This window comes from Peribacillus sp. CSMR9 (assembly GCF_033141925.1).
Taxonomy (GTDB): Bacteria; Bacillota; Bacilli; order Bacillales; family DSM-1321; genus Peribacillus; species Peribacillus simplex_A.
In genome coordinates, this window is the sequence record NZ_JAOPHO010000025.1 from 1 (window position 1) to 22,968 (window position 22,968).

General features: G+C 42.5%; 27 protein-coding genes and 1 pseudogene. 5 read left to right on the forward strand and 23 right to left on the reverse strand.

What is annotated here, in order from left to right; translation table 11 throughout:
• The first annotated feature begins 193 nt into the window (after window positions 1-193).
• A complete protein-coding gene (locus tag N9I19_RS12955; protein WP_317778008.1) occupies window positions 194-1,627 on the forward strand; it encodes a phospholipase D family protein in 1,434 nt (477 codons plus the stop codon).
• Window positions 1,628-1,766: 139 nt separating this feature from the next.
• Window positions 1,767-2,114 (forward strand): YflT domain-containing protein, encoded by a 348-nt coding sequence (locus N9I19_RS12960; RefSeq protein WP_061465792.1) that lies wholly within the window; start codon window positions 1,767-1,769, stop codon window positions 2,112-2,114.
• 74 nt (window positions 2,115-2,188) lie between these two features.
• Here N9I19_RS12960 and N9I19_RS12965 read toward each other — a convergent pair whose 3' ends face one another.
• Genes N9I19_RS12965 through mobA form a run of 4 tightly spaced genes read right to left on the reverse strand, consistent with a single transcriptional unit; the run spans window position 2,189 to window position 4,548 of the window.
• Window positions 2,189-3,208, reverse strand: coding sequence for a MoeB/ThiF family adenylyltransferase (locus N9I19_RS12965; protein ID WP_317778009.1), 1,020 nt, complete (start codon window positions 3,206-3,208; stop codon window positions 2,189-2,191).
• 24 nt (window positions 3,209-3,232) lie between these two features.
• On the reverse strand, window positions 3,233-3,466 hold the full coding sequence (gene moaD / locus N9I19_RS12970; protein ID WP_061465797.1) for a molybdopterin converting factor subunit 1: 234 nt from the start codon (window positions 3,464-3,466) through the stop codon (window positions 3,233-3,235).
• A complete protein-coding gene (locus N9I19_RS12975) occupies window positions 3,459-3,923 on the reverse strand; it encodes a molybdenum cofactor biosynthesis protein MoaE (RefSeq protein ID WP_061465799.1) in 465 nt (154 codons plus the stop codon). The genes moaD and N9I19_RS12975 overlap by 8 nt, the downstream gene beginning before the upstream one ends.
• A complete protein-coding gene (gene mobA, locus N9I19_RS12980) occupies window positions 3,913-4,548 on the reverse strand; it encodes a molybdenum cofactor guanylyltransferase (protein ID WP_317778010.1) in 636 nt (211 codons plus the stop codon). The genes N9I19_RS12975 and mobA overlap by 11 nt, the downstream gene beginning before the upstream one ends.
• Window positions 4,549-4,874: 326 nt before the next feature.
• On the opposite strand from mobA, the gene pdxK reads away from it, so the two are divergent.
• The 3 genes from pdxK to bshB2 all read left to right on the forward strand — a co-directional run bounded on the left by pdxK (window position 4,875) and on the right by bshB2 (window position 6,933).
• Complete coding sequence (gene pdxK, locus N9I19_RS12985) at window positions 4,875-5,702, forward strand: pyridoxine/pyridoxal/pyridoxamine kinase (protein ID WP_176431819.1); 828 nt, start codon at window positions 4,875-4,877, stop codon at window positions 5,700-5,702.
• Between the two features lie 122 nt (window positions 5,703-5,824).
• Window positions 5,825-6,172, forward strand: a complete 348-nt coding sequence (locus N9I19_RS12990) for a YojF family protein (protein WP_317778011.1) — start codon at window positions 5,825-5,827, stop codon at window positions 6,170-6,172.
• A gap of 95 nt (window positions 6,173-6,267) precedes the next feature.
• Complete coding sequence (gene bshB2 / locus N9I19_RS12995; protein ID WP_061465804.1) at window positions 6,268-6,933, forward strand: bacillithiol biosynthesis deacetylase BshB2; 666 nt, start codon at window positions 6,268-6,270, stop codon at window positions 6,931-6,933.
• A 146-nt stretch (window positions 6,934-7,079) separates the two neighbouring features.
• On the opposite strand, the gene N9I19_RS13000 is transcribed toward bshB2, so the two are convergent.
• The 19 genes and pseudogenes from N9I19_RS13000 to N9I19_RS13090 all read right to left on the reverse strand — a co-directional run bounded on the left by N9I19_RS13000 (window position 7,080) and on the right by N9I19_RS13090 (window position 22,967).
• Window positions 7,080-8,285: an MFS transporter gene (locus N9I19_RS13000; protein ID WP_317778012.1), complete on the reverse strand. Its 1,206-nt coding sequence runs from the start codon at window positions 8,283-8,285 to the stop codon at window positions 7,080-7,082.
• Between the two features lie 18 nt (window positions 8,286-8,303).
• Entirely contained in the window at window positions 8,304-8,723 is a 420-nt protein-coding gene (locus N9I19_RS13005) for a MarR family winged helix-turn-helix transcriptional regulator (protein WP_317778013.1), read from the reverse strand.
• A gap of 98 nt (window positions 8,724-8,821) precedes the next feature.
• Window positions 8,822-9,934 (reverse strand): PQQ-dependent sugar dehydrogenase, encoded by a 1,113-nt coding sequence (locus N9I19_RS13010; RefSeq protein WP_317778014.1) that lies wholly within the window; start codon window positions 9,932-9,934, stop codon window positions 8,822-8,824.
• 27 nt (window positions 9,935-9,961) lie between these two features.
• A complete protein-coding gene (locus N9I19_RS13015) occupies window positions 9,962-10,828 on the reverse strand; it encodes a Cof-type HAD-IIB family hydrolase (RefSeq protein WP_317778015.1) in 867 nt (288 codons plus the stop codon).
• 167 nt (window positions 10,829-10,995) lie between these two features.
• Window positions 10,996-12,114 (reverse strand): PRK06851 family protein, encoded by a 1,119-nt coding sequence (locus N9I19_RS13020; RefSeq protein WP_317778016.1) that lies wholly within the window; start codon window positions 12,112-12,114, stop codon window positions 10,996-10,998.
• Between the two features lie 89 nt (window positions 12,115-12,203).
• Complete coding sequence (gene ybaK / locus N9I19_RS13025; RefSeq protein ID WP_089362056.1) at window positions 12,204-12,680, reverse strand: Cys-tRNA(Pro) deacylase; 477 nt, start codon at window positions 12,678-12,680, stop codon at window positions 12,204-12,206.
• A gap of 98 nt (window positions 12,681-12,778) precedes the next feature.
• Window positions 12,779-14,323, reverse strand: coding sequence for a gluconokinase (gene gntK, locus N9I19_RS13030; protein ID WP_317778017.1), 1,545 nt, complete (start codon window positions 14,321-14,323; stop codon window positions 12,779-12,781).
• Window positions 14,324-14,345: 22 nt separating this feature from the next.
• Window positions 14,346-14,701, reverse strand: a pseudogene (locus N9I19_RS13035) (GntT/GntP/DsdX family permease).
• A 2-nt stretch (window positions 14,702-14,703) separates the two neighbouring features.
• Complete coding sequence (locus N9I19_RS13040) at window positions 14,704-14,904, reverse strand: GntT/GntP/DsdX family permease (protein WP_317778018.1); 201 nt, start codon at window positions 14,902-14,904, stop codon at window positions 14,704-14,706.
• A gap of 498 nt (window positions 14,905-15,402) precedes the next feature.
• Complete coding sequence (locus N9I19_RS13045; RefSeq protein ID WP_317778019.1) at window positions 15,403-16,101, reverse strand: ATP-binding protein; 699 nt, start codon at window positions 16,099-16,101, stop codon at window positions 15,403-15,405.
• Complete coding sequence (locus tag N9I19_RS13050; RefSeq protein WP_317778020.1) at window positions 16,098-16,592, reverse strand: ECF transporter S component; 495 nt, start codon at window positions 16,590-16,592, stop codon at window positions 16,098-16,100. Before N9I19_RS13050 ends, N9I19_RS13045 begins: the two co-directional genes overlap by 4 nt.
• 2 nt (window positions 16,593-16,594) lie before the next feature.
• Window positions 16,595-17,179, reverse strand: coding sequence for a cob(I)yrinic acid a,c-diamide adenosyltransferase (locus tag N9I19_RS13055; protein ID WP_317778021.1), 585 nt, complete (start codon window positions 17,177-17,179; stop codon window positions 16,595-16,597).
• Between the two features lie 14 nt (window positions 17,180-17,193).
• Complete coding sequence (locus tag N9I19_RS13060) at window positions 17,194-17,622, reverse strand: bifunctional adenosylcobinamide kinase/adenosylcobinamide-phosphate guanylyltransferase (protein ID WP_061465826.1); 429 nt, start codon at window positions 17,620-17,622, stop codon at window positions 17,194-17,196.
• The gene (locus tag N9I19_RS13065) at window positions 17,574-18,191 is read right to left on the reverse strand and encodes a histidine phosphatase family protein (protein WP_317778022.1); all 618 of its coding nucleotides are present in this window, start codon (window positions 18,189-18,191) and stop codon (window positions 17,574-17,576) included. The genes N9I19_RS13060 and N9I19_RS13065 overlap by 49 nt, the downstream gene beginning before the upstream one ends.
• Window positions 18,149-18,940 (reverse strand): adenosylcobinamide-GDP ribazoletransferase, encoded by a 792-nt coding sequence (cobS, locus tag N9I19_RS13070; protein ID WP_089362064.1) that lies wholly within the window; start codon window positions 18,938-18,940, stop codon window positions 18,149-18,151. Before cobS ends, N9I19_RS13065 begins: the two co-directional genes overlap by 43 nt.
• A complete protein-coding gene (locus N9I19_RS13075) occupies window positions 18,937-19,512 on the reverse strand; it encodes a bifunctional adenosylcobinamide kinase/adenosylcobinamide-phosphate guanylyltransferase (protein WP_061465832.1) in 576 nt (191 codons plus the stop codon). Before N9I19_RS13075 ends, cobS begins: the two co-directional genes overlap by 4 nt.
• Complete coding sequence (cobD, locus tag N9I19_RS13080; RefSeq protein WP_317778023.1) at window positions 19,485-20,558, reverse strand: threonine-phosphate decarboxylase CobD; 1,074 nt, start codon at window positions 20,556-20,558, stop codon at window positions 19,485-19,487. The genes N9I19_RS13075 and cobD overlap by 28 nt, the downstream gene beginning before the upstream one ends.
• Entirely contained in the window at window positions 20,533-21,498 is a 966-nt protein-coding gene (gene cbiB / locus N9I19_RS13085; RefSeq protein ID WP_317778024.1) for an adenosylcobinamide-phosphate synthase CbiB, read from the reverse strand. The genes cobD and cbiB overlap by 26 nt, the downstream gene beginning before the upstream one ends.
• On the reverse strand, window positions 21,495-22,967 hold the full coding sequence (locus N9I19_RS13090) for a heme ABC transporter ATP-binding protein (protein WP_317778025.1): 1,473 nt from the start codon (window positions 22,965-22,967) through the stop codon (window positions 21,495-21,497). The genes cbiB and N9I19_RS13090 overlap by 4 nt, the downstream gene beginning before the upstream one ends.
• Window position 22,968 lies beyond the last annotated feature (1 nt).

The following is a 22,968-nucleotide window of genomic DNA, read 5'->3' on the forward strand; positions in this document are numbered from 1 at the left end:
AATAGAGGCCACCAATCATTTGTTAATAATTGATTTTCCATTTGCCACAGCCCCTTTCCACTTTTTGAAACTATATTATATCAAACTTAATCGCCTTACCTTTTTCCATAGATTACGATTTATGTTTCTATATACCCCTAAAGTGGGAAATTAGATAGTTAGCAATCAATTTATTCATGTTGGAGGATTCCCTATGAAAAAATGGTACAAAAGAAAACGATTTTATCTGCTTGTCAGCATTGTGATCGTCATTACAGCCGTAATCAACTATAACAGCTACAAGCCTCTCCCTGATGGCATTTCTTATGAAGGGAAGGTTCATCATGTCGAGGATATTGATTTCATTTATGACCTTTCCTATCACGATGAGCAAGGGAATCTGCAACATGAGCAGCGAATTTTCCAAACCATATATCAAGCCATAGAAGACGCAGATTCTTTTGTCGTAATCGATATGTTTTTGTTTAATGCTTTTTATGATGAAAAGATAAACTTTCCAAAGTTAACCGAGAATCTGAAGGATAAACTGGTTGAACAGAAGAAAAAGAAACCTGACCTCCAGGTTATATTCATTACTGATGAAGTGAATACTTCCTATAATGCCTACCAGTTAGAAGCATTGGAAACGATGAAGAAAAATGGCATTGAGGTCATCGTTACCAACTTAGACCGGCTTCGGGATCCGAATCCTCTCTATTCAGGTGTATATCGGACCTTTTTCCAATGGTTCGGTGAAAGCGGGAAAGGATGGATTGTGAATCCAATGGCTAGAAGCGCACCAAAGGTCACCTTACGTTCTTATCTAAGACTGATGAACATTAAAGCCAATCACAGAAAAGTGGTCGCTACCGAAAAAACGGCCATCATTTCATCAGCCAATCCTCATGACGCGAGTGGATTCCATTCTAATATTGCATTTCAGATGGATGGGAATATCATCGGCGACTTTGTTAAAGCAGAAGAAGCCACTTCGAAATTTTCGGGTGGCCCAAAGTCATTTCCTGAATTAAAAGGGATATCTGCAGATAAAGGACCAATATCGGTACAATTGCTAACGGAAGGAAAAATCAATAAACATGTCCTTAAGGCAATAAAGGATGCACAAAAAGGCGACAAGATCCATCTTGCCATGTTCTACATTGCCGATCGCGATGTTGTCGAGGCATTAACCGATGCAGCTATACGGGGTGTGAAGATTCAAATGATATTGGATCCGAATCAAAACGCTTTCGGAAGTGAGAAAATCGGTCTTCCTAATCTTCCAGTTGCCGCTGAATTCGAAAAACTGGGGGATGAAAACATTTCGATCCGCTGGTACAAAACAGAGAAAGAACAGTTCCATACAAAGTTGATGATGATCCAAAAGGCTAATGAAACGATTATTCTTGGAGGATCGGCTAATTATACCTCACGCAATCTGGATGACTACAATCTTGAAGCAAATGTTGAAATCCACGCTCCAAATGATGCGGACGTTTCTTATGATGTCGATAACTATTTTCAAAGACTTTGGACAAATCAAAATGGAACATACACGGTAGATTACAGTGAATATCAAAAGAAACTACCTGTCTTCAAATACTTGACCTACCGCATACAAAAGGTGTTCCGCTTCACCACTTATTAAATATATTTCGATATAAAATGTTTATACATGCCCAATTAAGGTTATATACTACTATAACCAATCAACAACTATGATAAAGCAAGATTCCATTTACCCATATCCAAGAGAATCTTACACTGAAATTCAAGGAGGAGTTTATATGTATCAAGTACATGTAGTAGAAAACGGTTTACAAGCAAAGGAAAAAATCGATGAATTAACTACATCAGGATATACGAAGGACGATGTATATTTGTTTGCCCATGATAAAACCCGTTCGAAGCACCTTACCGAGAATACAAATACAGAAGATGTAGGCATGAAGGAACAAGGCTTTCTTGATACCGTTGGAAATCTCTTTAAATCACGTGGAGACGAACTTCGTAATCGAATGAGTAACCTTGGTCTTAGCGATATGGAAGCAGAACGTTACGAGGAAGTGCTTGACGAAGGCAAAGTCGTCATCGTTGCTTCCAAACAAGATAATAAAGACGGTGTTACACACTAATACCCGATAACCACTACCCTATATGATTCATAAAAAGCGAGGCACCCTACCGGCAGCCTCGCTTTTTATATTCATTATCCCAGGATACTTTGGTATGTGGCCTTTGCATGGACCATATCCTTCGTTCCGTGAATCAACGCCCGGCCATCCTCGAAAATGACAATACGTTTCCCATCTTTTTCACAAGAGAGAAGAAATGGATTGAATTGCACCAAATAACCACTGCCGTTCAGATCTTTGGCTAATTTCTCGAGTTGCAGTTTCAAAGGTTTTGGCGGTCTGACCTGTACAGTATCCCTACCGCAAAGAACCGCAGTTTTCGTTGCGTTTTCCATAGTTAAAAAGGGATATGTCCTCTGATCTCCGCAAGAGAGACAATCTTTCTTTCTCGCTTTTGTTAATTTTACGGTTTGGTATTGATTCCTCCACAGATCAAAAGTAACAAGTGCAGGTCGAACCGATTCCCAATCTTCAACGAGGATTTTCAAAGCTTCAGCAGTTTGGTGTGCCACTACCATCGTTACAGCTGGTGATATGATTCCTCCTGTGTCACAGGTCATTCCTTGAATGGGGATAGCTTTAAGTAAACAGTGCAAACATGGCGTCTGTCCTGGAAGGATGGTCAAAGTCATGCCCACACTCCCCACACATGCCCCATAAATCCATGGTATCAGTAACTTTTGTGACAGATCGTTAATAATCATCCGTGTCTCAAAATTATCGGTCGCATCCAATATCAAATCAACATCACCAAGCAGCTGTTCAAGGTTCTGGGCGGTTGCGTCCATAATGATGGCATTGACTTCGACTTCATGATTGATATCAAATAGATGGCGCTTTGCCGCTTCTGCTTTTGGCAGTTTCTCCTCGACATCCCGTTCCGTATACATTTGTTGACGCTGTAAATTACTGGTTTCGACATAATCCCTGTCGACAATGGTAAGCTTCCCTACTCCCGCACGAGTAAGGGCCTCTGCGTTAGCAGACCCCAATGCCCCCGCCCCTAGAAGTAAGACATGCTTCTTCAAAATTCTCGATTGGCCCCCTTCACCAATGGGGGAAAATAAAGTCTGTCTTGAATATCGCTCTTGCACTATGAACCCTCCCATCCGATTTGCTCAGCCTCCACTGACAGGTGGAATGAAAGCCACTGTATCTCCATCAGATAGAATCGTGTCATCGTCAGCAAATTCTTCATTGACCGCTGTCATCACGGTTTCAAGACCTTCCAATTGAAATTCCACCCTCATTTTGCCTTTAAGCTGGGCCACACTCATTCCATTTCCTTCTATAGAAAGAGTCTCTTTGCCTAACTCATCTTTCAATTGGGCAAATAAAAGTACATTAATCATTGATATCCACCTCTTCCGGTTTCCCTTTTGGATATGGAACTGTTTCCAACTGATTTCCGACCCATGTCTCCCCATCTTCCCAATGTTCCTTTTTCCATATAGGGACAATTTCTTTTATTCTTTCAATCGCATACCTGTTTGCCTCATATGCATCATTTCGATGTGGCGTACTAACGGCAATAACGACTGCGATATCCGTGATTTCAAGTTTTCCAACACGATGGGTGATTGCCGTTTCTGAATCTGGCCACCGCTCCTTAATTTCAGAACCGATTTGCTCTAATTTCTTAATGGCCATCGGTTCATATGCTTCGTAAATTAAGAAAAGAGTCTTTTTTCCTTTCGTCATTTCCCTCACTGTACCAATAAAGGTCGTGACGGCACCTGCATTCCGCTCTACTACTTTATCAATCACTTCCTGGATGACAATCGGCTCTTTTGAAATTTTATAATTCATGTCTACCATCCTTTATATATAATTCAGTTTGATCAATATACCCTGCCTCTTTATAATCTTCCCTCGTATTCATATTGAAAAAAAGGTGTTGAAGATGTTCAGGATTCTCGTGATATAACTTAAAGTCGGTTTCCTTCATGATTTTCACCGAAATTTTTTCCAAAAATAGACCCATTTTCAACTCGCGTTTTAATAAGCACTCCGTCAGTACAGGAAGACACCTTTTATGATAAACAGCAAAAAGCGGCTGGATCCTGCCATTTATTTCCGGAATGACAGCATCGAATTCAGGTTCATAATAGGAAATGATATCATTTATGGCAGCCGCATTCACAAAGGGCATATCACAGGCCGTAAGGAATTGAAGCTCCGCTTTCGCAGCGGTCATCCCTGCATGCAATCCGCCAAGAGGTCCTTGATCTTTATGTATATCCGGTATTAACGGAAGTTGCAGAAAACGATAATCTTCAAAAGTATTGGTAATGACCAGAATGTTTTCTGACACCTTTTTCAATTCGGCTGCCACTCTTGAAATGTTCGTAACGCCGCCTATGGTCAACAGAGCTTTATTCACTCCCATACGACTTGATTTCCCACCAGCTAAAAGTAACATAGTCCATTCCAAACGAATCACCTCCCTATTTTGGGTTTAATCCCGCACCCAACGGTAAAGCTATAATAAATGCATCCCCTAATGAAGCGTCCCTATATTTAAATATTTTAAATCAACTTTGAAAATAATGACACTTTCACATCTTTGCTTATATATCAAAAGTTTGGACAAAGCATATTTCCAAGGAGCAGACTAGGCCTTTCCATTTCCTTATTAAAGGACTCATATAGGGTGACAACTAAGTTTTACATAAAAGAAATTTTGGTATATTCTAAAAATAGGATATTACCTGGTATGCTGATAATATCGATATCTAATTCTCCTGAGGAGGTCACATAATGACTATGAAAAGAGCTATGACAGTTGCCGGATCGGATTCGAGCGGCGGAGCGGGTCTTCAAGCAGATTTAAAGACATTTCAAGAATTCGGCGTTTACGGTATGTCCGCTTTAACGACAATCGTGACGATGGATCCTAAGAATGGGTGGTCCCATAATGTATTCCCTACACCGGTTGAGGTTTTGGAAGCCCAAATCGAAACGATTTTATCAATCGGCATTGATGCCATGAAAACGGGAATGCTTGGATCAGTGGAAATCATTGAACTTGTTGCCCGTAAAATAGACGAGTTGAAACTGGACAAAGTCGTAATCGATCCAGTTATGGTATGTAAAGGTGAAGATGAAGTGCTGCACCCTGAAACAGCTGTAGCTTTGCGTGAACTTCTTGTTCCACGTGCAACAGTAGTTACGCCAAACCTGTTCGAGGCTGCCCAGTTAGCTGGGACAGCACCTATCAAGACGATCGATGATATGAAGGGTGCAGCTGAAAAGATTCATGCACTTGGTGCTAAATATGTCTTGATCAAAGGCGGTAATAAGCTGGGGAATGACAAAGCCATCGACCTTCTATATGATGGAAAAGAATTTGAGATCCTTGAATCCGAGAAAATCGAAACAACCAACACACATGGTGCCGGCTGTTCATCTTCAGCAGCTATTGCAGCTCAATTGGCTGAAGGGAAAAGTCCTCGTGAGGCTATCCACATTTCGAAGGACTTCATTACCGAAGCGGTTCGCCATTCTTGGAAGATGAATGACTATGTAGGACCTGTCAACCATGGTGCATACCATAAATATGGAATTGCTGAAAACACCCAAAAATAACATCAAGTTTAGTGGCCGCTCAAATTCATCGAGCGGCCTTTTTCGCTTTTTTTGTTTTTATTTAGTAAACTAGAAAGAAGGAAAAGCTTATCTAGCCGCCCAGTTAAGGAGGAAAATATAGAATGAAACCTATAGACCGTACAGAGGTGCAAAATGCTGTTGATACTTTCGCCGGACAAGATGTATATCTTCACCTTGAAACGACAAATGGTGCCTATGCCACTCATGTAGATGAAGCTTTCTTTTCGGCAGGTGCTTATATTCGTAATGCATTAATACAGTATGAACACGGGAAGATAGTTGGGGATGGACCCTACCGCATCGGCTTAAAGCTCAATATTGGCTGGGTATATGCAGAAGGCGTTAACCACTTCGAAATGGATGAACAAGGTAGGTTGCTGTTGGCAGGACTTGATTTTTCCGGGAAGCTTGCTGTCTCCATGCAGCTCAGCCCTACTCCCTTTGAATGATTACAACTTGCTTGATATGTAATATTATTCCGATGAATACTCCCATTCACCGATAACCATACTCACTGTAAGTAGAACGGAAGGAGAAATATACCTTGGAAAAAGAACGTCATGTATTAGTTATTTTCCCACATCCCGATGATGAAGCCTTCTCGGTCTCTGGAACGCTTGCCCTTCATAGAGAAGAGGGCACTCCCGTCACCTATTTATGCTTAACTTTAGGAGAAATGGGACGTAATTTAGGAAATCCTCCATTTGCAACAAGAGAATCGCTCCCTAAAATTCGTAAAAAGGAATTAATCGATGCAGCAAATGCGATTGGAATCCAGGACTTACGCATGCTCGGTTTGCGTGATAAGACAATCGAATTCGAAGATGATGAAAAGCTGACTTCATTATTTACCGATGCTATCAATGAATTGAATCCTTCATTGATCATTACGTTTTACCCAGGATACAGTGTCCATCCAGACCACGAAGCAACAGCACGGGCTGTGGTTCGGGCTGTGGAAAGAATCGAAGAAAAAGAGAGACCTAAACTTCATTGTGTCGCGTTCTCCAATAACTGCATCGATGAGTTAGGACAGCCCGACATCATCCATGATATATCTGCCGTAGAAGAAAAAAAGGTAGCTGCATTCACTGCCCATCGTTCGCAAACGCAAGCAATGGTGATCGATTGGAAAGAGAAATTCGAAAATCAGGATGCTGATTTTCTCGACTGGATCCGCAAAGAACGATTATGGACCTATAAATTTTAAAGAAACCGCCAATATGGCGGTTTCTTTGTTTATGCCATAAAAAAAGCGCCTGCTGATTACAGGCGGAGAAAAGGGGGATATTTTGGAAAATTAATCATTATAAAGCATCCCCTAAATTTCCTATTTTATACAGACATATAAAAAAATTAAGCAGACAAACGTTCCTCATGATGCATTTTCTTTCTTGCCGAGGCTTTTTTTCCATGTGCCACATAATAAATCCCGATAAGGGCGAATGCAAAGATTGACATTCCCATGAATAACCCTTTGAACCCGGTAAATGGGATAAGGAAGCCCAATAGGAATGGGCCAACACCAATACCAAAATCATACATTGTAAAAAACGTGGATGTGGCTAATCCCATCCGATTTGATGGGGATTCCTTGATAGAAATCGCTTGACAGCTTGATTGGAACGTACCATATCCCACTCCGATAAAGGCACCGGCAATCAGAAGCGTGATACCATGATGGGATTGGCTGAGGATGACCATACCCATGGCAAATAGGAAGAGCGATGGGTAAATGACTGCATTCTCCCCCTTCACATCGAACATTCGTCCTGTAAACGGGCGGGATGCCAAAAGGAATACAGCAAATACGACAAAGAAAAAGCTCGCCGCATCCATTAAATCGATTTCCTTTGCAAAAGATGTTAAATAGGACAAGATGCTCGAATAGGTAAATCCGGCAAATCCGATAAAAGTGGAAATGGGCAGGGCCCTTTTTTCAAAGTAATCACTGATTTTAAATCCCTTTTGTGGTAGAGCTCTGCCTTTTTCCCCTTCAGGTACATTCATGAACAGCGATGCGACTAAAGAAAATGCGGCAAATAAAGAGGCAGCATAGAAAATGATCGAATAGCTAAAATGCTGTGTGATCAGCAATCCAATAAACGGACCGAATGCCATTGCCAAGTTTGTACTCATGGCAAAGTAGCCTGTACCTTCCCCGCGTCTTTCATTCGGAATGATATCTGCAGCAATCGTTCCAGTTGCCGTTGTGGCAAGGCCAAAAGCAAAACCATGAATAAGACGATCGATCAATAAGAGGGGTAAACTATTCACCAGGAAATAGCCAATGGATGCGGCCAGGAATAAAATCAAGGATCCAAGCAACATCTTTCTGCGGCCGATCTTATCAATTTTTTTCCCTGCAATCGGTCTGACAAGCACTGCCCCGAGGACAAAGATACTTGAGGCAAGTCCTGCTTGTGCTTGCGACGCATGAAAGCTATCCATCGTATAAATGGTCAATGTCACCATCAAGACATAAAAAGTTAAAAAAAGAAAAAAGTTCGCAGACGAGACAATCAGAAAGTCTTTCGTCCACAATTTCGGTTTGTCATTCATTTCAATCCTTCTTCCTTACTATTGTTTTAATTTTTCCTTCAGGAAAATCAAAGTTCGTAACGTTGCCTCACGATCCTCTTCAGCCAAACCACTCATTAATTGAAGTTCAAACTCATCAACCACTTTTTTGGCCTCTTGAAAAGTCCTTACACCAGTTTCCGTTAACTGTATTCTCCGTTCCCGCTTATCTTTTCCTGGGATTTGTTCAATCAAATCAAGTTCTTCCAAACGGTTTACCGTCCGGGTTACCGTCGGCTTCTCCACATCTAGATAAGTGCTTATTTCAACAAGCGTAGAACAGCCATACTGATTCAGATAATATACAATCAGCCACTGGGAATGAAAAAGATCAACCTTAGCCAATTGTTCATTTAACTTTTTGGTAAATGACCTTGAAAATTGTAAGTTATGATGAAAAAAACCATTATGAAAGGACAAAGGTATTCCTCCTGTTAATTAGTTACCTAGGTAACTATACACTTATTCTTTAGAAATGTCCAGCCTTCGATGAAGAAAACACTTGTCGTGAGTTTGGATCATTTACTCGTGAATTCCGCACGTTTACTCGTGAGTTTTGCTGTTTTACGCACACGATAAAGCTTATCATCCTTTTCATCAGGATTTCCTCGGCCATCCGTATTGTTGCTTATGAAATAAAGGAATTCTCCATCTACGGATACATCACGTATCCGCCCAAAACCCGTAATGATATTAGTCAGCTTGCCGCTCTGTACATCATAACTTTTAACCGATTCGCCCCTTAAGGCAGCAAAATAAAGCTTTCCGTCAAAATAGGCCATTCCAGAAGGGGCCCATGTTTTCTCACCGGAATGAATCAATGGATTTACCATATCAGGTTTTTGCTCATCGCCCTCAATTTCTGGCCAGCCGTAGTTCTTACCTGGATCAATCTTATTTAATTCATCGTGAGCCGAGTCCCCGTGCTCACTTTCATACAACTGTCCGGATTCATCCCACGCCAGACCTTGTGGATTGCGGTGACCGTATGAATAAACGTATGAATTCCCGAAAGGATTATCTTTCGGAATGGTGCCATCCAGATTCATGCGCAAAACCTTCCCGCCTAAGGAATTAATATCCTGTGCGATTTCCGGCTTTCTTGCATCACCTGTTGTTGCATATAGCTTCTTATCCGCTCCAATCTTGATCCGGCCACCATGGTGGTATTCCCCGCTTGGTATGCCGTCAATCAAGGTCTCCATCTCCTTCCATTTATCACCAACTTTTTGTAAAATGATGATTCGATTGATGGAATCCCCGCCTTCTTCATACGTATAATAGGCGAAAACTTGCCCGCTCTTGGAGAAATCGGGAGTTAACAAAAATCCAAGTAATCCCGCTTCCGCTTTTGCGGACAATGTCTTTTTAAGATGGACCTTTTGCCTTGTCATCTTCCCCTTGTCCCATTCTACGATGGTTCCTGTCCGCTCTGATACATACATTGTGTCCCTATCCTTCTGAATCGACCATGGGGAATGCAGGTTCGTTACTAGCACATCCGGATCTTCTCCTAAAGTGCCCGTCACTTCTTTATCAGGCTTCGGCTGGGTTTTGCTGTCCTCTTTATTCATGTTACAGCCAGTTAAAGTCAATGTAGCCATAAGGAAAAATAAGAGCCATCTTTTCAAAAGTCATTCCCCTTTCGATTCATTAGTTTAATAGGCTGACTGTTTAAGTACCTTTAAAATGGCCTCCGCTACACCGGATTCATCATTCTTACCTGTTACTTCATCACACAGTTTTTGAATATCGAGCGGGGCATTTCCCATTGCAACAGACAAACCTACCCGTTCAAACATGGATACATCATTATAATTATCCCCAATGGCCATGGTTTCCTGCATCAAGCCGGATTTTTCATTTACATAAGTTTCAAGCGCCGTACCTTTTTGAGCTGCCCCACTCATGATTTCCACATTTCCCCGTCCCGATGAAGTGACTGTAACTCCCTTTCCTTTCAATTTAGAAGCAATTTGATTTAATAAACTTAAATCTTTTGAGAAGCTGAGAATTTTATAATATTCCACATTCGAATGGCGAAATAACTCGGAATAATCGGAAATGGAAGTCACCTGCCCAAGCTGTAAACGCTCCTCTGCAAATTTCCTCATTCTCTCAGGGTCAATCTCCGGATTGGCTGTAACAAATACATCCACCAAAGCAGCTATTGCGTTTTCATAGTCTTTAGAATAGATTCCCTGACTCGTATATATTTCGAAATAAATTCCTTGTTCTTCGAGGAATTCACCTACCATGCTAGCAGTGGCGGCAGACATTGGATTGGAAGCAGCAATCTTTCCATCCTCCCTGAAGAGTGCAGCACCATTTACACAGATGACAGGACAAACGATGCCTGCTTCATCTAAAGCGAACCTTGCTTCCACATAAGATCTGCCAGTAGCAATGATCACTTCCACTCCCTCACTTTGCGCCTTCCGGATTGCGTCTCTATTTTCCTTACTGACCTTTTGCATTTTGTTTAACAATGTTCCGTCCATATCAATTGCGATCGTCTTTATCAATTCTACCGGCTCCTTTTTTTCAATATAATCCCTATTTTAACCGAAAGAGCATGGATAAACACGTTTTACAAACTCGTCTTGATTCTTGGTGTAGCTTCAGTCATTTAAAAAGTCCAATTATGTAAATAAATAAACTGCACCTATGAAGAAAGGTGCAGTTTGTTCTCTTAATGTAGAATCGTGTGGTTATCCACTTCCTGTGCCCGTTCAATAATCTGTTGGTGGATGTCGCTTTGAATGTCATCGATTGCTGTAAAGTCCATCGCTTTCACATAAATCTTTTCAAGTTCGTCATGCAGCTCTTTTGCTTTAGCAAGACTTGCTGTAGCTTCATTCATTTTCGTCCTGTACCTGGAGGAAACATCCTTTATCTGATCAGCATAAATTTCATCTGTTCCTGGCAAGATGGCCGTTTTATATATATCAATGATTTCATCACCTTCACAACTCGGAAAATATTCATGAGGGGAGGTGCTGTCAAAAATGGCAATCCCTACTTCCCGGACGATTACCATGTCCAAGCTATGCGGATCAAAACCACAATGATATACTTCCACATCAAAGCCTCTTTGCTCCGCAGCCTTTGCAATCTTTTTCAGCATCGTTGATTTACCGGAACCCGGACGCCCCTTTAAAAAGTACCGTTTTTGTACTCCTTCAGTAATATTGGGAACGAAATCAACTGCACCCTTTGGTGTAGCGGCACCTAAAAACCGATGACGAACATCAGCCTTCTTGTTAAGGACGATATCTCTATAAAAGCCTTCTATCAATTTATTGGTCAACCCATTCAATTTAACGAAATCAATATTTGCCTTATAAATGTCTTCCCATTCATCATGTATCTTCAATGCTTCAGCGAAAAGGGCATATGCCTTATCAAAACTCTTGCTTCTCGCATTCGTCAATCTTATGATTGCCGCTCTTTCGGAAGCCAGCTGCTGGGAATTCCAAGCAGACCCTAGATTGACATATTCCTCAATGGCCCCTGGTGCCTTCGGCTCAATCACATGCGGCGCTGTCCCATCCACGAGTCCAATCTTCAAAGCCGGTATGATTACTCCATCAATGGAATCATTATCGGAAGAACAATGTAAAAACTCGATGTCATAGTCTTTATCCAGCCATTCTTGGCCGATTTTTTTCATAATGGTCGATTTACCGGAACCAGGTCCGCCTTTTAATATGAATAATCTTTCCAAACCTGCTAAATTGGAATCATATAAACTATAAAAACCTTTAGCCGTATTGCCTCCAGCGAAATAATGCATCACTTTTCCTGTCACTTTTACACTCTCCCTCACAATACAGATGTGATATTCAAGACAGCGTATGCAGAAAAAACCTATTAGGTGAATGCCTAAAGATAAACAGTCTATTTTATAAGGGCTACAGATTCCGCTTGTGTGATTTCCAGGAACTCTGACGGTTTTAAAACTATCTGTGTACCGATCCGCCCTCCGCTTACGATGATTTCAGGCAGGTTGGTTGCACTTTCATCGATGAAGGTGGGGTATTGCTTTTTCATTCCGATCGGTGAACAGCCTCCCCGAATGTAACCTGTATATTTTTGCAGGTCTTTAACCGCGAGCATTTCAATTTTTTTTGCACCTGCCGCCTTCGCTGCTTTTTTTAAATCCAGTTCGGTGGCTACAGGAATGACGAATACATAAAGCTGCTGCGGTCCGCTATGGGTAACAAGTGTTTTAAAAACGGTTTCTGGAGTTTTTCCAATTTTGTCCGCAACAGTGATTCCGTCAATTTTTCCATCATTGGCATCATAACTCATCATGCCATACTCTATACGTTTGTTATCAAGAATACGCATTGCATTCGTTTTACTTGCTCCCATATTAATATTCTCCCTATCGTTTTCTTCCATCTTACCATTTTTAAATACAAGGCAAAAAGAAAAGCACAGTGCTTATACACCTGTGCTTTCCCTTAAATTCATTCTAAATGACGTCTTTGGAAATCAGCAATCCGCTTGTAGTCGCCTTCCAATTGCCTGCTCACGGATAAATAAATCGACATTAATTCTTCATACACTTTAACGTTCTCTTCGATTGGGACAAGTTCATTCGTTTCACCGATCATACCCTCAACCTCATCGAGGCTTTCGATTTCCCCTAAAGCGTATAATCCAAGTACGGCGGCACCTAAGCTCGAACTCTCAAAGCTTTCAGGAATTGTCACATTCTGATTGAATATATCAGCCATGATTTGACGCCAGAGCTTTGAGCGGACAAATCCACCGCTTGCATGAATTTTCTTGGGAGCACCAGTCAGTTCCTTTACAGCTAGAAGGACACTGTACAAGTTATACATCACACCCTCCAACACTGCCCGGACCATATGATCACGAGTGTGATGAAGCGCAAGTCCAAAGAAGGAGCCCCTCGCATCGGCACTCCATAATGGCGCCCGTTCCCCAGCCATATACGGGTGGAATATTAGCCCATCGGATCCAGGTGCGATATTGGAAGCCATATCCGTCAGTATCTCATAGGAATCCTGGCCCAAAGCCTTCGCTTTTTCAATTTCCACACGGCCTAATTGATCGCGTGCCCATCGGAAGGTGATTCCCCCATTGTTGACCGGTCCGCCGATTATCCAATGATTCTCAGTAAGGGCATAGCAGAATGTCCTGCCTTTCGGATCGGTAATCGGTCGGTCACTGACGGTTCTTACCGCACCGCTCGTTCCGATTGTCACTGCCAGAACTCCTGGCTTGATGGCGTTTTGCCCTAAGTTGGCAAGCACACCATCACTCGCGCCAATCACAAACGGGGTACCTGCCCGAATGTTCATTTTTGCAGCTAATTCCTCACTTAAACCTGAGAGGGTATGCGTTGTAGGGACAAGCGTTGGCAGCTTGTCAGCCCCAATACCGGCAATGATAAGTGCCTCTTCATCCCACTTCAAGTCATTCAGGTTGAACATGCCCGTTGCAGAAGCAAGCGAATAATCCATCACGTACTCATTGAAAAATTTATAGATGATGTATTCTTTAATTCCTATGAATTTGTCCGTTTCGTTAAAAACCCCAGGATGCTCATTTCTTAACCACATTACTTTCGTGATTGGGGACATTGGGTGAATGGGTGTTCCCGTCCTATGATACAATTGCATCCCCTGTTCCAAAGCCTTCAATTTCTCCGCATAAGAAACACTTCGATTATCCGCCCAAGTAATGCTATTCGTTAGCGGATTACCGTCTTTCCCCATGGCGATCAAGCTATGCATTGCCGAACTGAACGATATGAAACCCAGTTCATCCTTTTCTATACCGCTTGCAATCATGACCTCGCCTATAGTAATGATGACCGCTTTATAAATTTCTTCGGGATCTTGTTCCGCAACGGAAGGAGTTGGACTGTGAAGAGGGTATCCCTTCGAACAAGATTGGATAACTTCCCCCCTTTTTGAAAAAAGAACAACCTTCGTACTCGTCGTACCAATATCGATTCCCATCATATAACCTGAATGTTTCATACTTACATCATGCTCCTTTCTCTTAAACAATTGAATTCAATAGTAAGATTAGGATAAGTGAAACGACTGATATATTCGTTTCCATAACCGTCCAAGATTTTGCCGTTTGTGCGACTGTTAAATTAAGGAACTCTTCGATCATCTCAAATCCTCATCATTCAAGTGGGATGGAATTAATGAACTCAAACTGATAGCAAGGACCAGCGATTTAAAATTAACACCTGGAAAAGAAGATATGATTGGCAGTACACTACCTGCCGCAGCTGTCATCACGACAGTTGCTGAACCTGTGGCCTCTTGAATCATAACTACCAAACAGAATCGGTGAAATATCAAAGGAAGCCCATTAACTTGCAATGGCTTCACGACTCCACTCATGATCAATACATTTCGCCAGCTCCGATATTCAAAATAATGGACGCGGTTGGAGCAAGACAGGCGGATATAAATTGGTTTATTTCTTCTTTATTAAAACGTCTGGTGTAACCTAATGTAAAGAATGCAACCCCACAGAGACCATGTGGGCGATGATTATTTTTCAAATGAAGGCATGCCAATTCATTCTTCAGCAAACACGGCATCGAAAGCACCAACCTGCTTTAACACGTGATTAAGGCAATGTCGAAAGCAGGGAGTATTACTGCCCCTGTCTGAACAGCATCTGCAACATCCGGAACATCCATACCTGCGACAATCCTTAAAATGACAGAAGCAAGCAGTAACCATTGGTGACATTTAGCTTTTGGATGATAATGATCAAGAAAATCCTAAAACTGGGCCATAAATCAATAAACTATTGTTATGGATCAATCCAAATAAACGCAACTCTTTTTGATGTTGATTAAAAAGACCGTTATGATTGTTTGTCATTCCTAAGCCAGCCCGAACCTTTGGAACCCCTTATAATCTCTCTATGTATATAAGGCAAAATCAGAATAATATTTTATAATGAAAAAATAACATAATAGAGAATTCAAACGCTTTTCTCATGAAGCATTAAATGTATGACCTAAATGAAAAAAGCATCGACCCAGTTCATTGTGAACTGGAACCCGATACCTGATTCATTCATGAAATGATCATTCACCAATAAAAAGAGGACCGGATTGGAGCTTGATTTCTTCCTCCAGATGTTCAGGATAAGCAATGAGGAAGCAGGTAGATGGTCCAGACGATTTTTCGATATCGACTTTATTACTTATATGGATAGAAACACCTTCACCACTTGGGTCCAGATGCTTCCACTCATACGCTATCCCTTTTGAACCGACTGGAAGTGCCTGAACTTCTTCCATTTCACATAGGCTTTTATATAAAGATAATGGGGCGATCCAATCTTGTTGTTCCATAACTTCTTCTCCAACGAGCGGCCTGCCGATGAGAGCGATTTTCTGTAAAGGATGTTGCTTTTTAACACCTTCATTCCTTCGTTTACCAATCACCATAAGACCAATTGCTGATTGAAGAAGCGGCATGTTACTTTCTGTGCTGCCAGTAATGGGAAGGCCCTCCATTCCCAATTCTTTTAGCCCCTCCCTGACACCCCTGGTCAAGTCCTCCCAGGCTTCATCACCGCAGAAATTATTTAGAACGACGGATACTGGACTTCCGCCAACGCCCAAACATTCCATGACGGCAACCCGAAAGGAATAATATCCAACGACCCCATAAGGGACATGGACCAGGTCTTTTTCCTTCAGACCGATTCCGCCACTATTATCACTTGAAACAATCAATGAATCTGATTCGGAAAATGGTAAAATCAATGAATCACTCATTCTACGAGTCCATCTTCAAAAATCATTTTTTTCAAAACAGGCTCCAAGCGTGGCAGTAAAATGGCTGCCAATACTACATTTACCGCCGTCGCCGCCGTTAATCCCGGAACAAGCAACGTGTAAAAGCCCGTGCTGACCAGAAAGGCGAAGGGCAGGGCCAAGATGAAGGCGTTACCGATGAAGAAGAGGGAAAATGAGCCTATTTTTTTCCCGTGTATATATAAAATGCCGAACATCCATACGAGGACTGCCATTTCGGCCATGATCAAAAAATGGAATGGCCCAAGTGGCATGCTGCCGATGAACGCTGAGATGATATGACCAAGCCCCGCTACAATAGCCCCCGATACCGGGCCAAGTATGACAGCCGCCAAAAGGGCCGGAAAACTATCCAAAGCGATGCTGCCGATTGGGGAAGGGATTTTAATCATCGCCCCCACCGCCGATAAGGCAATGAATATAGCTATTGCACTAATTTTTCTTACGTCCATGTTTACTCTTTTTCCTTTCTTTTCCCTCCACGGAATACATTTGCACTGCGGATATATTCCACATCTTTCACACCAAGGCGGAAATTGATCACACGTGCAACAGCAAAGAAGTAATCCGACAAACGATTTAAATATTGTAGAGATAATGGTGAAACTGCCGCACCCGACTTGATCAATGAAACGACCAACCGCTCCGCCCTGCGTGTAACCGTTCGGGCAATATGAATGGTTGCAGACGCTTTTGAGCCGCCAGGCAGGATGAATTTTTCCAATTCCGGCGCTTCGAGTATGAAGGCATCTATTCGTTCTTCCAAATAGGTAATGGCCTCATCCGTCAGCTTTTGTGGTGCCTTCTCGGAAACGGTTGCCAAATCACCGCCACAGTCAAATAACTCATGCTGGATTTTCTCTAGATCGGCCAATACATCCGTAAATATAGCGGGATCCAATTCTGTCACCGCAAGACCGATATAGCTATTCACTTCATCCACTGTTCCATACGATTCAACACGGATGTCATCCTTGTCAAGCCGGCCTCCGATTACGCTTGTTTGTCCCTTATCCCCTGTACGTGTATAGATTTTCATCCCAATTGCCTCCTCTATTTTATTCTTTGGTTAATTCCGTACCAAATGATGTCAACGCGCCTTGATATGGATGCTACATCTTGAAAGACCCATCCGCAGGCATCGCGCCATCTGCGATCACTTGCTTCCATCGGGACAATGCCTTTGGAAATATCAGAGCCGATCACAATGAAATGGTGTTCATCCCTTTCCTTCTCCCATATTCGCCAGTCAGCCATGATTTCCTTCCACCTTTTTCGAATCGAATCAGAATCCATCTTTTCTGCATCTTGTTGTATCCATGCATCCAACCCCTGCAATACAACAGTATTGCCTTGAAAATCAATCAATTCCGGCTGTTCTTTTCGATAACCGGATAGCCAAAGGACATCACTTTCCAGACCATACAATTGCTTTACCCATTTAGTTTTCCCATTATAGGCGCCGCCTGTAACAAAGTGCATCGTTCTCCCCTCCTTAAGCTGTTCCGGTCTTCCCATATCAGCTCATATCCCCTGCCATGGGAAATCCCCCAATCAAAAAAATTCTTTTCCTTCGGGGCATAGCGGACCAATAAGTCACGAATTACCCCACCATGTGTCATTATGGCAAATCGGTTCTCCTTACAGGCAATCAATTGTTTCCAGCCATTATTAACACGTTCGGAAAATCCCGGATAGCTTTCACCCCCAGGCACCAATGCCTCCATGGGACGTTCCAGCCAATTAAGATAATCTTCATCTGCCTTCAAATCATCATACGTCTGCCCTTCCCAACTGCCGAAATTCATTTCACGGAACGAAGCGTTTTTGACCGGAACTATATCTGGAAACAGCAGTCTTGCAGTTTCCACACAACGAGGCAAATCACTCGTGTAAATTTTTTCATACTGTGGGTAAGAACCCCTTAAGTCTAGAATTTCCTTTTCTCCTTCGGTACTTAATGGAGAATCCGTCCAGCCTAAATAGGCCTTTCGCTCATTTGCTACTGTCAGCCCATGGCGAAGTAGTGTAATAGCCACAATATCAGCCATAACCAAAGCTCAACCCCTTCTACGGATGCCCCCAGTACATCCCCCGTTATCCCACCGAACCAACTGATGACTTTACGTTTTATATAAAACAGGAAAAACAGTGCAGCCAGACACATGATGAAAAATAAGGTGACAAGCTTAAAATCGATGATCCAGGCGATCGCCAGACTTACAAGGAGGTACAGCAAATAAATGGGCAAACTGCTTTTCTTTACTGCACTTTGAAAAAAAGCGCCGAGCCCCTCTTTTTTAGCCAGTGGCATCCGGATAAGTAAATAACCCATCACACATTTGCTTAAGAGTGGAAGGGCAATGATCAAGAAGTATGTCCATTCATTGACCCTTTCGACAATTTCATAGATAAATATGAACCGGGCGGCCAAAAGGACAATGACGGAGATGACACCGAATGCACCTGTCCTTGAATCCTTCATGATTTCCAATCGCCGCTCTTTATCCTGATAGGAAAAAAAAGCATCACTTGCATCGATCCAGCCATCGAGATGCAAACCTCCCGTTAATGCCATCGTCAAAAACCAAAGGAAAAAGGCAATTGCAAGCGATGACAATGGGGTCCATTCCACTAGTGCATATAAAACACCGCCCAATATCAAGCCTAGTAAAAGACCAACTAGTGGAAAGGTTTGAATGGCACGGTGTATATATTTCTTCTCCATAGGAAGCTGCTTCTTAATTGGAAAAACTGTAAAGAACTGCAGGTTAATTAAAAATCCAATCACTGCGTTCATTCCTGCATGCACCCTTTCTTCCGCAATGGGATTCCCGATTCAACTAGATAGGCTTCATTCGCCTGCCCGACGATCGTTTGATGAAGCAGGCCTAATGTTTTTCCGTATATATGGAGGAAATCATTCTGGAAAATCGGTTCCTGCACCAATTCATTGCTCACGACTATTAAACAGCTGGATCGTTTTCTTATCTCATTGATCCCGGTTATTATTTTTGAAAAAACGCTTTGTAAAAACTCCTTTTCAAGCGGAACACCTGGGCCAAATAGTTCGTTATCAAGCAGGGTTGTCAGACAATCGAGCAGGATTATGGAATCCTGATTAATGTCCGCTCCTATTCGTGTAATATCCGTTGCGTATTCCGAAGTCTTCCAGGCGATTGGGCAGCTTTCTCTATCTTTCTGGTGCCTAAGGATGCGTTCACCCATTTCAACATCACTGACACGGCCGCAAGCGAGGTAATGCAAGTTCCCATCCGTTTGAAGTGCATATTCAAGGGCTTTTCTTTCCGCGAAACTGCTTTTTCCGGACCGGACACCCCCGGTTATAAAACAGAGCCTTGCTTTCTCCACTGTCTTACCCCCTCCATCAGCGCTTCGTTATCACGTTCACTCTTCACTGCAAACCGAAGCCACTTTCCATCCAACCCCGGGAAATTATAGGTATGGCGCGGTACTATTCCTTTTTTTAACAAAAAGGGAAAAAGGGATAAGGATTCATCTTTCACTAAATAGAAATTAACTGCGCTATCAGAGACACTCAACCCTTGTTCCTCATAAAACCGGAATAGTTTCTGCTTTTGCAATTGAATATAGTCTCTTGTTTTTCTCATATATGCTTCTTCAGCAAGACAGATTTTCCCTACTTCCAATGCCACATGGTTGACGCTCCAATGCGGTTTATAAGTTCTTACACGGGTTATGATGTCAGGTGCCGCAAGCAAATAGCCTAGTCTCAAACCCGGAATTGCAAAGATTTTAGTCATTGATCTTAGAATGAGTAAATGTGGAAATTCATTGATTAAAGAAGCATAAGTAAAGGCATCTTCCGTGAAATCATAAAAAGCCTCATCCATGACAACCAGGCAATCCGATTTTTGACATTCAAAGATCAATTCCCTAACTTCGTCCTTCTTAAATGAAACACCCGTCGGATTATTAGGCGTACATAAGAAAATTGCATCATATTCGGATAATCTAGGAATCAACCGATCCAAGTCCAGTTTCCACTCAGGTGCATCAAGCTGATAAAAATCGACCTCACATCCTGCTGCCAAACAAGCTTCTGCATATTCCGCAAATGCCGGCTGAATGATCAACACCCTTTGATTGGTTAACCTGTTCGCTACCAACATGATTATTTCTGCACCACCATTTCCCACCAAGACGGATTGCTCAGGAAGCGCTTCTTTTTTTGCAATTGATTTTGTCAGTTCAAGCGCATGCGGATCTGGGTAATGTAAGATTCCTTCGAAAAATTCAGGCCACTGTTCCTTTATACGTAAAGGCGGACCCAATGGGTTGATGTTAGCACTGAAATCGAGAACAGATTCAGGCATTTCGATTTCCAGCGCTTCGTAAAGATAATGAGGATTAGAGCCATGAGAAGGTAATGTCAAGAATAAGTCCCCCTAGCCATAGCATCAGTAGAAATAGAAAAGATGACCGATGCATGATGGTAATCGTTTTTGGTATATGTTTTGCTTCTAATCGAACAAGCGGAACGCCCATCCTCGCACGGTCGGAAACAATTCCTTTGTACATATTCCGGCCGCCTAGCTGTATTCCCAAAATGGCAGCAACGCCTGCTTCACACCACCCGCTATTCGGACTTGGATGTTTTTTAGCATCATTGAATAATATCTTCCATCTAGCACCAAATCCATGATAGCCGGATTTTGAGCTCAGCAACATCAGGAACCCAGTGAGGCGGCTGGGAATCCAGTTCACGATATCATCGAGCTTAGCTGAAGCCCAGCCAAATTGCCCATATTTATCATTTTTGTACCCAACCATGGAATCGCAGGTATTAATTGCCCTGTACACCATCGCGAGCGGCGCACCGCCAACAGCTGCCCAAAACATTGGGGCAGTAACACCATCACTGGTATTTTCTGCTACGGTTTCTACCGTCCCCCTGACGATTTCGGATTCATCAAGATCAGCAGTATCACGGCCCACGATATAGGAAAGTTTTAGCCTCGCTTCAGGATAATCCCGTTCATTCAGCGGATGGCACACATCCATTCCAGCTTGCTTTAAGCCCTTCTGAGCTATCGTAGTGGCAATGACAACAGCTTCCCAAAGGATACCTGCAAGCGGATGGATCCGATAAGCCAAGTAGACGGTTAGACCTGTAATCAATATCACCATCGCTAAGACGATGATCAACATGAAGAGTCCATTCCGTTTCTTATATGCCCCTCTATTGAATGCCTGATCCAACTTGCTTATCATCGTTCCTATCCATTTAACTGGATGCGGCCAATTTGGCGGATCACCAATTAATAAATCAAGGAAAAACGCCAGTGTAACTGCAATAAGATGATGGTAAATCATAGATCCTCAACCCGTTTCCGATTATTCGTTAAGGCTTCCACTGTGCAATCATATACACCGCGACTGATCAGCTTCCCTAGCGGAGTGATGGTGCCTGCATATTGAAGCACCTTCCCTCTTTGGGACGCTGCAATCAAAATACTGTCGGTCGATGTTCCTGTTGCACATGTATTCGTCACCTTATCCATGACATGCGAATCATGAAGGGCCTTTACTTTTGCCTCGGTTGCAGTAACTATGCTGTGTATGAAAGCCTCTTCTGCTAAATGTCCATTTATGAATATCCATGTATTTATGGTTCCTGGAGCGGCACTCCAAGAATGTCGGTCAGCTAAAGAAGCGTCGATGGCATTCCCTACACCAGCCGTCACGATGATAAAAACCGAGAAATCTTCAGCTCTCATTAACTTGAAGGCAACCGTATCGAGAAAGACGGCTGTCATCATCCCCACCGTTTCTTGTGGTTCAAATCCATGAGTTCTTAAATAGCCGGCCATTTCAACATGATGATCCTCGCAGTTATAATCATGATGGACATGCCTATTCACGAAATATTTATGCCAGCCCGTACCCGAACCGGTCACTCCAGAAGACATCGTTCTAAGCGGGATCGGAGAATTCAATTGAATCATCTCGGGTCCCACTGTCAGATAAGATTCATCAATTTCCAATGGGATAGTGTCATTGCCATGCTTCTCCGGAACGATCAACATTTGAGGTTTCGGAAGTGCGGGATGTGGATGTTTTTCGATCGTCGTATGATATACACCTTGAATCCGTTCCTTCTGGAGCACTTCATTCGGCACATCAACAACCTGAATTTGCCCTTTTTCAAGCAACATAAGCCGATCACAATATAATCCAGCCAAATTCAAGTCATGAAAAATTGAAATAACGGTTAACTCCTGTTCTTTTGCCATTCTTCTCATTAGATCAAGAAGGTCCTTTTGATAGGAAAGATCCAAATGGTTTGTAGGCTCATCCAAAAAAAGGATTTCCGGTTCCTGGGCAAGGGCCTGTGCCAGCAAGACCCGTTGTCTCTCCCCACCTGACAATCGTTCAAAATGAAGATCCTGAAAATCCGCTACTCCCGTTTGTTCCATAACCCGTTGGACGATCATTTCATCTTCTGCGGACCAACTATGGAACCAGCCCGTTTGATGGGCATACCTCCCAAGTGAGACCGTCTCTTTTACTGTATAGGAGAAAGCTAATGAGGAATGTTGAGGGAGCACGGCAATGACCTGTGCAAGTTGTTTTGATGAATATTCCTTCAAATCCCTGCCTCTTATCCGTACGCTTCCGTCCTTATAATCAAGCACCCCGCTAAGCATGCTTAAAAGCGTCGTTTTTCCGCTGCCATTAGGACCAAGGATCCCGAATAATTCCCCTTTATGTACATCAAAAGAGACAGAGTCCAAAACAGCTTTGTTGTCATATCCACCTGTTAACCCTTTTACTTCAAGCATC